Origin of the sequence: Streptomyces sp. NPDC058683, from assembly GCF_042716195.1 — a bacterium.
Taxonomy (GTDB): domain Bacteria; phylum Actinomycetota; class Actinomycetes; order Streptomycetales; family Streptomycetaceae; genus Streptomyces.
In genome coordinates, this window is the sequence record NZ_JBHXSK010000040.1 from 22405 (window position 1) to 34366 (window position 11962).

Annotated in this window: 10 protein-coding genes; 5 read left to right on the forward strand and 5 right to left on the reverse strand. The window is 70.6% G+C overall.

Translation table 11 applies throughout. The features are described from left to right. Nucleotides 1-6: 6 nt before the first annotated feature. The 3 genes from ACFWXC_RS35975 to ACFWXC_RS35985 all read right to left on the reverse strand — a co-directional run bounded on the left by ACFWXC_RS35975 (nt 7) and on the right by ACFWXC_RS35985 (nt 3454). A complete protein-coding gene (locus ACFWXC_RS35975) occupies nt 7-1818 on the reverse strand; it encodes an ABC transporter family substrate-binding protein (RefSeq protein WP_384485401.1) in 1812 nt (603 codons plus the stop codon). 257 nt (nt 1819-2075) lie between these two features. Continuing rightward, nucleotides 2076-3116 (reverse strand): NUDIX domain-containing protein, encoded by a 1041-nt coding sequence (locus ACFWXC_RS35980; RefSeq protein WP_384485403.1) that lies wholly within the window; start codon nt 3114-3116, stop codon nt 2076-2078. A gap of 146 nt (nt 3117-3262) precedes the next feature. Next, a complete protein-coding gene (locus ACFWXC_RS35985) occupies nt 3263-3454 on the reverse strand; it encodes a hypothetical protein (RefSeq protein ID WP_384485405.1) in 192 nt (63 codons plus the stop codon). Nucleotides 3455-3607: 153 nt separating this feature from the next. On the opposite strand from ACFWXC_RS35985, the gene ACFWXC_RS35990 reads away from it, so the two are divergent. Together ACFWXC_RS35990 and ACFWXC_RS35995 are read left to right on the forward strand one after the other, a co-directional pair. Continuing rightward, nucleotides 3608-3961 carry a hypothetical protein gene (locus ACFWXC_RS35990; protein ID WP_384485407.1) on the forward strand — a complete coding sequence of 118 codons (354 nt, stop codon included), beginning with the start codon at nt 3608-3610 and terminating at the stop codon, nt 3959-3961. Between the two features lie 284 nt (nt 3962-4245). Beyond that, nucleotides 4246-6261 carry an NPCBM/NEW2 domain-containing protein gene (locus tag ACFWXC_RS35995; protein WP_384485409.1) on the forward strand — a complete coding sequence of 672 codons (2016 nt, stop codon included), beginning with the start codon at nt 4246-4248 and terminating at the stop codon, nt 6259-6261. A gap of 105 nt (nt 6262-6366) precedes the next feature. On the opposite strand, the gene ACFWXC_RS36000 is transcribed toward ACFWXC_RS35995, so the two are convergent. After that, entirely contained in the window at nt 6367-7323 is a 957-nt protein-coding gene (locus ACFWXC_RS36000; RefSeq protein ID WP_384485411.1) for an ROK family protein, read from the reverse strand. A gap of 195 nt (nt 7324-7518) precedes the next feature. Between ACFWXC_RS36000 and ACFWXC_RS36005 the strand changes: the two genes are divergently transcribed. Continuing rightward, the gene (locus ACFWXC_RS36005; protein WP_384485413.1) at nt 7519-8595 is read left to right on the forward strand and encodes a LacI family DNA-binding transcriptional regulator; all 1077 of its coding nucleotides are present in this window, start codon (nt 7519-7521) and stop codon (nt 8593-8595) included. Nucleotides 8596-8602: 7 nt separating this feature from the next. Next, nucleotides 8603-9394 (forward strand): hypothetical protein, encoded by a 792-nt coding sequence (locus ACFWXC_RS36010; RefSeq protein ID WP_384485415.1) that lies wholly within the window; start codon nt 8603-8605, stop codon nt 9392-9394. 100 nt (nt 9395-9494) lie between these two features. On the opposite strand, the gene ACFWXC_RS36015 is transcribed toward ACFWXC_RS36010, so the two are convergent. Continuing rightward, complete coding sequence (locus tag ACFWXC_RS36015) at nt 9495-10799, reverse strand: DUF6986 family protein (RefSeq protein WP_384485417.1); 1305 nt, start codon at nt 10797-10799, stop codon at nt 9495-9497. A gap of 210 nt (nt 10800-11009) precedes the next feature. Here ACFWXC_RS36015 and ACFWXC_RS36020 point away from each other — a divergent pair, with 210 nt between their 5' ends. Further along, nucleotides 11010-11960: an endonuclease/exonuclease/phosphatase family protein gene (locus ACFWXC_RS36020; protein WP_384485419.1), complete on the forward strand. Its 951-nt coding sequence runs from the start codon at nt 11010-11012 to the stop codon at nt 11958-11960. Nucleotides 11961-11962: the final 2 nt, after the last annotated feature.

Consider the following 11962-nt stretch of genomic DNA (forward strand, 5'->3'; position numbering starts at 1 on the left):
CCGGGGCTACTTCTTGAGGCCCCACTCGCCGACGTTGTACGGCGGTCCGACAATGGTGGAGTTGTTGCGCATGTTGACGAACCGGGTCTGCACCGCGAGGAAGGTCGGCTTCTGGTACAGCGGCAGCACGTAGGCGTCCTTCACCATGATCTGGTCGGCCTGGTTGAGCAGCGTCGTGGCCTTGGTCTGGTCCGTCTCGCCGATGGCCGTACTGATCAGGGAGTCGACCTTCTTGTTGCTGTAGCCGCCGTAGTTGCCGCCGCTTCCGGTCGTCCACAGCTGCTGGGATCCACTGATCGGGAACGGTGAGGTGACCCAGGCGAAGACGATGATGTCGTACTGGTGGCCGGCCAGGACCGTGCCGAGGTCGGCGGCGCCGATCGGCTTGATCGTGACCTTGATCCCGAGGCCGGCGAGGTCGCTCTGCAGGATCTGGCACTCGCTCTGCCGGATCTGGTTGCCCGTGGTGTAGCGGCAGTTGAAGGGTCCGACGGCCTTGCCGTCCGGGGTCTTCAGGGCGGTCCCGACTCCGGTGAACTTGGCGTCGGTGAGGTACTTCTTGGCCTTGGTGAGGTCACCCGAGCCCTGGCCGCTCGCGCTGACCACGTCCTGGTAGCCGGCCTCCCCCGGCACGAAGTTGTGGCTGTAGAGCTGCTTCACGCCGGGATCGAACTGGGCGACGGTCTTGGCCATGATGTCCTTGACGTTGACGGCCGTGAACATCGCCTGCCTCAGGGCGAGGTACTTGCCGATCACCGGGTTGTGCAGGTTGAGGTCGAAGTGCTCCCAGGTCAGCCCGTTGCCGATGGTGTAGGTGACGTCGGGGATGGCCTTCACCTGGTTGACGAGGTCGACCTCGGGCTGCGGGTAGATGCCCTGGACCTCGTTGTTGCGCAGCGCGATCGGCTCCTGCGTGGCGTCCGAGATCACCTTGTAGATCAGCCGTTGCAGGGTCGCCTTCCTGCCCCACCACTTCGGGTCGGGTTCATAGGTGGCGTGGTCGTTGTCGACCCACTCGGTCATCTTGTACGGGCCCGCCGTCGCGTACTTGCTGGGCGGGTTCTTCTGGAAGTACTGCCATCCCTGCGTCATCTGAGCGGCCGTCATATGTGCCGCGTCGCCCGCCTTGGCGCCGGAGAGCTTCTCGGCGACGTGCGCCGGATAGAGCGGATAGCCCGCGCCGAACAGGGACTTCCAGTCCGCGTACGGCTTGGACATCACCATGGTGACGGTCTTGCCGTTGTCGGAACCGGTGATCGACTTGACGCGGTCGTAGCCGGCGGTGCTCTCCGGCAGACAGCCCTTGGTCTGGGTGGAGTCGTCGGCGGGCGGCGGCGGACAGTCCTTGCCGTCGTTGGTGCGCCAGTAGTAGACGAAGTCGTCGGCGGTGATCGGGGTCCCGTCGTTCCACGACGCCTTGGGGTTGATCTTGTAAACGATCGTCTGCGGGCTGGTACCGGTCTGCGCGGCCGAGGTCACCAGGTCGGTGTTGAGCCTGACGCTGAAGTCCGGCTGCGGGACGAAGACGGAGGGCAGCACGACACCGACGGTCTCGCCGTTCTCGAAGGTGTTGCCGTTGGTGTCCAGCACGTTCCACTGCTGGATGTTCTTCTCGATGACATAGGTGAACGTGCCGCCGGCCTTGGTGGCACCGGAGTTGCAGGTGTCGGCCTTGCCCTGGGCGGAGCAGGAGGCGAGACCCGCCGAGGTGCCCTTGCCGCCGCTGCCACCACCGCCGCTGCTGCAGGCGGCGAGCGCCAGGATGAGCCCGGCGGCGAGTGCGAGTCCCCTTGTGGGGGCCGAAGAGTGCGCGCGCATGTCCCTCCTTCGACCGGTGGATGTCCGGCCTGTGCACGGCGGCCAGCGGCCGCGAGGAAGTTGAGCTGCGCACCGACGTTAGAACGCTTGTGTACCTCCTTCATGCTCCCGTTCATACCGGGACGGCCTCAATTCACCCTCCATTACCCCTCGGAACCTTCCGCCCCGGGCAAAGTCCCCTACACAAGCCCGGGAAATGCCAAAGTCACCGTCAACCTCACCAAGAATGCGGAGACTTGACAGGCAGTCAGAGACTGTCAACCGACCGGGACACCGGCCTCCAGATAGAGCGCGGCGCCGCGCTCGCGGGCCCGCAGCGCCCAGCGCAGCCGTTCGTAGCGCACCGGGGGCAGCATCTCGGCGGCCTCCTGTTCGGTGACGAAGCGCCAGCCGCGCAGCTCGGGTCCCGGCAGTACCAGCCGCCCGGCCTCGGCGGAGTCCAGCCGGCCGCCGTCGAAGAGCAGCCGCAGGCCGCCGTAGCGGGGCGGTACGGGCTGCTCCCAGTCGATGACCAGCAGCCTCGGCACCTTCTCCAGCCGGATCCCGGTCTCCTCCTCGACCTCACGCACGCCCGCCTGCGCGGGGGCCTCCCCGGGCTCGACGACCCCGCCGGGGAACTCCCAGCCGGCCTTGTAGGTGGGGTCGACCAGCAGGACGCGGTCCTCCTCGTCGAAGAGGAGCACCCCGGCCGCGAGGGTCTCGGCGGTGGGCTCCGGGGTCTGCACGATGGCGCAGACGGGCGCGGTACCGGTGCCGACGGCGTCGGCGATGTACACGGCCGTCTCGTACGGGGTGAGGGCGCTGGTGTCGACGAGATGGGCGTCGGCGCCGATCCAGGAGGCGAGGGCGGCGCGGTAGGGCTCGATCTGGTCGTACGACCACTGCCGGACGCGTATCTCGCCGTCGGGCAGGTCGGGCGGGATCTCACGCCCGGCTATTCGCTCGCGCAGGATCGTTTCGGCCGGGGTGAGGCACAGATGCCGGACGGCGATCCGGCGAGCGGCGAGGCCCCCGAAGATCTCGTCGCGGTACTCCTGGCGCAGCAACGTCATGGGAACCACCAGGGTCCCGCCCAGCTCGGCCAGCATCGCGGCCGCCGTGTCGATCACCAGTCGTCGCCAGATCGGCAGATCCTGGAAGTCGCCGGCCTCGGCGAGGTGCTTGGCCGGCAGCAGATGTGTCAGTGCCCCGCCGATGATCTCGGGGTCGAAGAGCGTGCTGTTCGGGATCAGTTCGATCAGTTCACGTGCGGTGGTGCTCTTGCCCGCACCGAACGCGCCGTTGACCCAGACGATCACGGACTTCCCCCTCTTCTGTTGGCCCCCTGAGGCTTGCCCGCTCCACACTGCCACGGAAACCAGTTCCCGTTGAGGGCGCGCAGAACGGAGTGCCGGTGCTCCCTCCGCGGAACACCGGCACCCTCGTTCCCTGCCGCCCCGCCGGGCTACTCCTGGCCCAGGAAATCCCGATCGGTCTGGAAGCTGTCCTCGCCCACGAGGTGACCGACATGCTCCAGGGTGTCCGAGATGTACAGTTCGTCGAGCGGGCCGTCGTCGGCGGCGTGCGACGGGGTGATGGCGGCCACGACGAATCCGGTGGCCAGGCTGGCGATGGCGAGCATGCTGCGCTTCTTCATGCCCGTCTCAACTGTGCGCGGGGCCCGGGGTCACGGGCGAACCCACGAGGGGAGCAACGCGGCACGTCGGCACGGAAACCGGGTGGCCCGGACGATCACGGTGCGGCTAGCGTCGGGAGCCCGAACCGCCGCCCGCACAGGAAGCCGTACGCCATGACAAGCCCACGCCCGACCACGACCCTCTGGCGGCCCACCGGCCCCGTGGAGCTCGATCTGGTCCGGGAGCTCGCGTGGCGCGCCTGGCCGCCCCGGCTGCCCGCGCAGCCGATCTTCTACCCGGTGCTCAACGAGGACTACGCGATCAGGATCGCCCGGGACTGGAACGTCCGGCACGACGGCGCCGGTTTCGTCACCCGCTTCGAGGTCGACACGGACTTCGTCCGCCGCTATCCCGTCCAGCAGGCGGGCGGCAGCACGATCCTGGAGCTGTGGGTGCCGGCCGAGGAGCTGGACGAGTTCAACGCGCACATCGTCGGCACGATCGACGTGGTGCACGAGTTCCGGTGAGGCCCCGCGCCATCGCCGCGACAGGACATCGGATGTCCGGGTCAGGTCGCCCCACAGGCCGGACCCAGACATCTCATAGTCTCTCTCGGCGTCACCAGTCAACACAACCCAACGGACAGGACAGCACTTCCGCCCCAACCAGCCCTGCAACCAGGCCAATAGGGAAGCTGGAGCAACCTTCACCGCTTCCCTTCCAACACAGCCCAACAGCTCCTACCATAAGCGCGCACCGATGACGCCCACCTGCCGTCATCCCACCTTTCGCGAGTCGGAGGAGCGTAACGATGCGTCACCCTCACACCCGCACAACCCGCCGAAGAGTGGTCGGAGCACTGACCGCGGCACTGCTGTGCACGGCGGGCCTTGCCGCACCCGCCGCCGCCGGCGGGGCATCCGGCTCGCCCGCCCCCGCCGACGGTCTCGCCCTCACCCCGCCGATGGGCTTCAACAACTGGAACTCCACGCACTGCGGCACGGACTTCGACGAGGCCATGGTCGAGGGCATCGCTGACCTCTTCGTGACGAAGGGCCTGAAGGACGCCGGCTACCGGTACGTCAACCTCGACGACTGCTGGGCCCTGCCGAACCGCGACGCGGACGGCAAGCTGGTCCCGGACCCGGCCCGGTTCCCGCACGGCATCAAGGCGGTCGCCGACTACGTGCACGCCAAGGGCCTCAAGCTCGGCATCTACACCAGCGCGGGCACCAAGACCTGCAACGACGCGGGCTTCCCGGGCGCCCTCGGCCACGAGTACAGCGACGCCCAGCAGTTCGCCGACTGGGGTGTCGACTATCTCAAGTACGACAACTGCAACAACCAGGGCGTGGACGCCAAGCAGCGCTACCTCACCATGCGGGACGCGCTGAAGGCGACCGGGCGGCCCATCGTCTACAGCATCTGCGAATGGGGCGAGAACAAGCCCTGGGAGTGGGCGTCGGACGTGGGCCAGCTGTGGCGCACCACCGGGGACATCAGTGACAGCTGGGGCTCGATGGTGTCGATCCTGAAGCAGAACCTGCCGCTCGCGCCCTACGCGGGCCCCGGGCACTGGAACGACCCGGACATGCTGGAGGTCGGCAACGGCGGCATGACCGACACCGAGTACCGCTCGCACTTCTCGATGTGGTCGATGATGGCCGCCCCGCTGCTCATCGGCACCGACCTGCGCAAGGCCTCCCCGGCGACCTTCGACATCCTGGACAACAAGGAGGTCATCGCCGTCGACCAGGACCCGCTCGGCAAGCAGGGCACGGTGGTCTCCTCGGCCGGCGGACGCTGGGTCGTCGCCAAGGAGATGAAGGACGGCAGCCGCGCGGTCGCCCTCTTCAACGAGTCCAACTCCCCCCAGCGCATCGCGACCACCGCACAGGCGGTCGGCCTCTCGAACGCGCCCGCCTACACCCTGCGCGACCTGTGGCAGCACCGGAGCTACAACACCGCGGGCACCCTCTCCGCGGTCGTCCCGGCGCACGGCACCGTCCTGGTCCGGGTCGCCGCCGACCGGCGCTGGGCGGCCAACCCGCCGGCCGTCGAACTCGGCCTGAACGGCAGCCGGTTCATCGAGCCGGGCAGCGCAGCCGCGCTCACCACGTCCGTCACCGACCTCGGCCGCACGACGGCCCGCAAGGTCTCCGTGTCGCTCACCGGCCCGCACGGCTGGACCGTCACCCCGACCTCGCCGACCAAGGCCGCGGCACTGCCGACGGGCCGTGCCCTGCGCACCGGCTGGAAGGTGACCGCTCCCGCGGGGACGCCGAAGGGGTCGTACGACCTCGGGCTCAGGGCGAGCTACCGGTCGCCGGCCGGCGTGCGCGCCGAGAGCACGATGACGGTCACGATGACCGTCGCGGACCCGCCGCCCGCCGGAAGCTCCTATCTCAGCGACCTTCTCTGGCTGTCGGCCGGCAACGGCTGGGGACCCGTGGAGCGCGACACCAGCAACGGGGAGACCGCCGCGGGCGACGGACATCCGATCACCGTCAACGGGGTGGTGTACGCCAAGGGGCTCGGCACCCATGCCGAGAGCCAGGTCGACTACTACACCGGGAAGGCGTGCGAGAAGGTCACCGCCGAGGTCGGCGTGGACGACGAGGAAGGCGCCGACGGAAGCGTCTCCTTCGAGGTCTGGGCGGACGGCACGAAGGTCGCCTCGACCGGCGTACTGACCACGGACATGGCGGCCCAGCCGCTCACCGCCGACGTCACCGGCGCCGAGGTGGTCAGCCTCGTCGTCACCGACGGCGGGAACGGCATCACCTCCGACCACGGCGACTGGGCGGACGCGCGGATCACCTGCTGACGTCCCGCGCCTCGCACCGCCCAGCCGTTCCCGACCGGCCCGGTCGGCCGGACCTGAACCCCGGCCGACCGGGCCTGAACGTTACTGCTCCGTCCCGCGGCTGCCTCAGACCCCCGCCGCCGTCGCGTCCGTGCCCATCTGTGCCAGTGCGGCCGCCGCTGCGCCCACCAGGCCCGCGTCGGTGCCCATCTGGGCCGGCACGACCGTCAGACGCTGCACGAAGGAGAGGGTCGCGTAGTCGGTGAGGGCCTTGCGCAGCGGCGTGAAGAGGATGTCCCCCGCCTTGCCCACCCCGCCGCCGATCACCGCGATGTCGATCTCGACCAGGGTCGCGGTGGCCGCGATCCCGGCCGCCAGCGCCTGCGCGGCCCGCTCGAAGGACGCCACCGCGACCGGGTCGCCGGTCCGGGCCGCGGCCGCGACCGCCGCCGCCGAGGTGTCGCCGTCGGGACCCGGCTGCCAGCCGCCCTCCAGCGCGCGCCGGGCGATGTTGGGCCCGCTCGCGATGCGTTCCACGCAGCCGCGCGATCCGCAGGGGCAAGGGTCCCCGTCGAGGTCGACGCTGATGTGCCCGATGTGGCCCGCGTTGCCGGTCGGTCCGGGGTGCAGCCTGCCGCCGAGCACCAGGCCGCCGCCGACCCCCGTCGACACCACCATGCACAGCGCGTTGTCGTGGCCGCGGGCCGCGCCCTGCCAGTGTTCGGCGGCCGTGATGGCGACGCCGTCGCCGATCAGCTCGACCGGCAGCCCGCCGGTGGCCGCGCGCACCCGCTCCACGAGCGGGAAGTCCCGCCAGCCCGGCACGTTGACCGGGCTCACGGTGCCGGCGGAGGCGTCCACCGGGCCCGCGCTGCCGATCCCGAGCGAGCCGGCCCTTCCCCACAGGGGTGAAGCGGCGAGTTCGCCGACCACCTCCTCGACGGCCCCCATGACCGTCTCGCCGTCCTGCTGGGCGGGCGTCGCGCGCTGGGCGCGTGCCTGGATCCGTCCGTGACCGTCCACCAGTGCGCCGGCGATCTTGGTGCCGCCGATGTCGAGGGCCGCCACGAGGTCGGTGTGCATCAGAGTCAGATCTCCCCGTCAACCATGAGTAAGCGAGTGAAAGCGCAGCCGTCCAGCGGTGGGGGCGCGGGCCGGAGATTGCGGTGGACAGTCTCCCTCGCATCTGACAACGTTGTCCAGGCTCTATGCTCGACGCCACATCCTCATACAAACCCATGGACCTGTGCATCCCCCGTGGACAACAGGAATCCCACCGTGGACGACAGGACAGGACGCCGCATCGTGCCCGAGACCTCCCGCCGCGCAGACCGTCTTCCCGGCTCCCGTTACGGGACCCGGCCGACGATGAAGGACGTGGCTGCGCGCGCCGGTGTCGGTCTCAAGACGGTGTCCCGGGTGGTCAACGGCGAGCCCGGGGTGACCCCGGACACCGAGCGCCGGGTCCAGGAGGCGATCGACGCGCTCGGCTTCCGCCGCAACGACAGCGCGCGGGTGCTGCGCAAGGGCCGTACCGCGAGCATCGGTCTCGTCCTGGAGGACCTCGCCGACCCGTTCTACGGCCCGCTCAGCCGCGCGGTCGAGGAGGTGGCCCGGGCCCATGGCGCGCTGCTGATCAACGGCTCCAGCGCCGAGGACCCGGACCGGGAGCAGGAGTTGGCGCTGGCGCTGTGCGCGCGGCGGGTGGACGGGCTGGTGGTGATCCCGGCCGGGGACGACCACCGCTACCTGGAGCCGGAGATCAGGGCGGGCGTGGCCACGGTGTTCGTGGACCGCCCGGCCGGGAGGATCGACGCCGACGTGGTGCTGTCCGACAACTACGGCGGGGCCCGCGACGGGGTCGCCCATCTGATCGCGCACGGCCACCACCGGATCGGCTTCATCGGTGACATGCCCGGCATCCACACGGCGGCCGAGCGGCTGCGCGGTTACCGGGCCGCGATGGAGGACGCCGGGATATCCGTCGAGCCGGCGTGGACCTCCCTCGGCATGACGGACCCGGAGCGGGTGCGCCGGGCCGCCGAGGAGATGCTGTCCGGGCCGGCTCCGGTCACCGCGATCTTCACGGGCAACAACCGGGTGACCGTGACCGTGATCCGGGTCCTCGCCGAACAGCCACGCCCGGTCGCGCTCGTCGGCTTCGACGACATCGAGCTGGCCGATCTGCTGCACCCCGGCCTCACGGTCGTCGCCCAGGACGCGGCCCTGCTCGGCCGTACGGCCGCCGAGCGGCTCTTCCGCCAGCTGGACGGCACCCCCATGGCACCGGAGCGGATCGAGCTGCCGACCCGGCTGGTCACCCGCGGCTCGGGCGAGCTGCCGCCCTCGGAGTGAGCCGCGCATGACCGGCCGTACGCTCAAGGAACTGGGCCTGGACCAGGCACCGCGCGACCATCCGCTGACCTACCCCGGGGTCTGGCCCGCCGGCTCCGGACTCCTCGACGGCGACCGGCTGGTGCCGCTGGACCGGCTGGTGCACGACGACGGCCGGGTACCGGTGCTCGCGGTCGGCTCCAACGCCTCTCCCGCCCAACTCCAGCACAAGATGGCCGAGTCCGGGGTGACCGGGCCGATCCCCATGGTGCGCACCCGGGTGACCGGGCTCGACGTGGGCGTCTCCGCGCACGTCAGCCGGCTCGGCTACGTCTCGGCGTCCCCGGTCCGATCCCCGGCGACGGTACGGGAGTTGTTCGTCGTCTGGCTGGACGGGCCCCAGCTGGAGGTGATCGACGCGAGCGAGGGCGTACCACTGCCGGGCGGCAACTTCGGCCGGGCCTGGCTGCCCGCCCCGGACGTACGCGTCGCCCTCGCGGACGGCACGACGCTGCCCGGCGTCCACGCCTACGTCAACCGGCACGGCGTCCTGCACGACGGTACCGGCACCCCCCGACGCCACCCCGGCGAGCGCGCCCTCCTCACCGGACTCCTCGCGGAATCAGGTGAGTTGAGGAAACTGTTCGGTGCCACACCCGAGGAGTTCTGTGCCCGTGCACGGGCCGACGCCGAGCTGTGCCGGCGGGGCACCCGGCTGTTCGCCGAGCGGAGGTGGGCGGTCGCGTCGGGCCTGGAGCGGTACCTGCGCGCCCGGCGGACGGGAAGTCCGGGGACCGGCTCGTCGTCGCCCTTGATGTAGACGTCGCCGACGTTGGTCCACCTGCCGCAGGACTCCCGGCGGCCCGGATTTCCCGAACCCGAGGACACCTCGCGCCGCCCGGGACGGCGTGGCAGGGCCGCTACTTGCCGGAGGCCGTCAGATCGCCGCGCCGGGGTGCCGCGAACCCTTCCAGATCGGCGCGGGTCAGCCCGGTCAGCCGGGCCACCTCGGCGATGTCGAGGGCGCCGCAGTCCAGTCCGCGCAGCAGATACCCGCTGAGGGCCTTGGCGGTGGCCGGCTCGTCCATGACATCACCGCCGGCCCGGTTGGCGTACCGGGCGAGCCGGGCGGCGGCCTGCTCGAAGCCCTCGCGGTAGAAGGCGAACACGGCCGCGTACCGGGTCGGGATGTGACCGGGGTGCATGTCCCAGCCCTGGTAGTAGGCGCGGGCCAGGGCGCGCCGGGTGAGTCCGTAGTGCAGCCGCCAGGCGTCGTGCACCTTCGCGGTGGGGCCGACCGGCAGCACGTTGGTGGAACCGTCCGACACGCGTACACCCGTGCCGGCGGCGGCGACCTGCATGACCGCCTTGGCGTGGTCGGCGGCCGGGTGGTCGCTGGCCTGGTAGGCGGCGGAGACGCCGAGGCAGGCGCTGTAGTCGAAGGTGCCGTAGTGCAGTCCGGTGGCGCGGCCCTCGGCGGCCTGGATCATGCGGGCGACGGTGGCGGTGCCGTCGGTGGCGAGGATGGACTGACTGGTCTCGATCTGGATCTCGAAGCCGATCCGGCCGGGCTCCAGGCCGTGCGTCTTCTCGAAGGCCTCCAGGAGCCGGACCATCGCGGTGACCTGCTCGGGGTAGGTCACCTTGGGCAGGGTCAGCACCAGGCCCTCGGGCAGCCCGCCGGCCGCCATCAGTCCGGTGAGGAAGATGTCGAGGGTGCGGATGCCCCGGTCGCGCACCGCGGCCTCCATGCACTTCATCCGGATGCCCATGTACGGGGCCGCCGTGTCGTCGGTGTACGCCTCGGCGATCAACCGCGCCGCGCGGGCCGCCGTCTCGTCCTCCTCGGCGTCGGGGCGGGGGCCGTAGCCGTCCTCGAAATCGACGCGCAGGTCTTCGATGGGCTCGCGCTCCAGCTTGGCGCGGACGCGGGAGTAGACGGGCTCGGCGAGTTCGTCGGCCAGGCCGAGGACGGCGGCGAAGGAGGCGGCGTCGGGGGCGTGTTCGTCGAGCGCGGCGAGGGCCCGGTCGCCCCAGGAGCGGACGGTGTCCGCGGCGAAGGCGTCACCGGGGACGTACACGGTGTGGACGGGCTGGCGGGTGCCGGGGTCGCCCGGGTAGCGGCGCTCCAGTTCTGCGTCGACCGGCGCGAGGGAGGCGCTGATCTCCTCGCTGACGGCGCCCGCGAGACTCGTCGCCACCTTCTGCTGCTGGCCCTGGCTCATCCCACACCCTCCTGTTTTCCACTGTACGGAATCAACAATCCGTTGAATGAAGCTATCCGGGTGCCTTCGGGATGGTCAACACCATGTCCACCGTGCGACACGCGCCCATCTGGGCATGTTCACACGCGACTCACACCTGGGTAGCACACTCTCTGCGCAGGACTCGCCTTACGCACGCCTCGTCCGGCCGTCGCCACCGAAGGAGCCCCCGTGCCGAACCAGCGCCGAGTCACCCGCCGCCTGGGCCTGAAGGCCTTGTTGGCCGCGGCGGTCACCGTGCCCCTCGCCAGTGCCGCGATCTCCGCCTCGTCCGCCTCCTCCACACCGTCCGCCACCCGGCGGGCCGGGCGGGCGGCCCCTTCGACTCCGCCGCGGCCCGCGCCCCGGCTCGACGTCATGACCTTCAACCTGCGGTACGCCAGCACCGCCGAACCCAACAGCTGGGCCGACCGCCGGCCCGTGATGCGCGAACTGCTGCACCGCGCGCACCCCCAGGTCATCGGCACCCAGGAAGGCCTCTACCAGCAGCTGCGCGACATCGACACCGACCTCGGACCGCACTACGACTGGATCGGCACCGGCCGCGAGGGCGGCAGCCGGGACGAGTCCACGGCGATCTACTACGACATCCGGCGGCTGGCCCCTCTGGAGCACTACACCTTCTGGCTCTCCGACACCCCGGAGGTCATCCGCTCCAACACCTGGAAGGCCGCCTTCCCCCGCATCGTCACCTGGGTCCGCTTCCGCGATCTCGCCGACGAGGGCCGGGAGTTCTACGTCGCCAACACCCACTTCGACCAGAAGAGCCAGTACGCCCGCGAGCGCAGTGCGACCCTGCTCACCCGGCGGATCGCGGAGTTCGACCCCGCGCTGCCGGTCGTGGTGACCGGCGACTTCAACGCCGCCGCGCACCAGAACCCGGCCTACGACACCCTGGTGGGTTCGGGGCTCGTGGACACCTGGGACGCGGCCGAGCGGCGCGGCACCCTGTACGGCACCTTCCACGGCTACCACCGGCTCAAGCAGGACGGCGACCGTATCGACTGGATCCTGACCTCGCCGGGCGTGACCACGCACCGGGCGACGATCGACACCTTCTCGATGCACGGCCAGTTCCCCAGCGACCACCTGCCCGTGCAGGCCTCGCTGAGCCTGCGCTGACG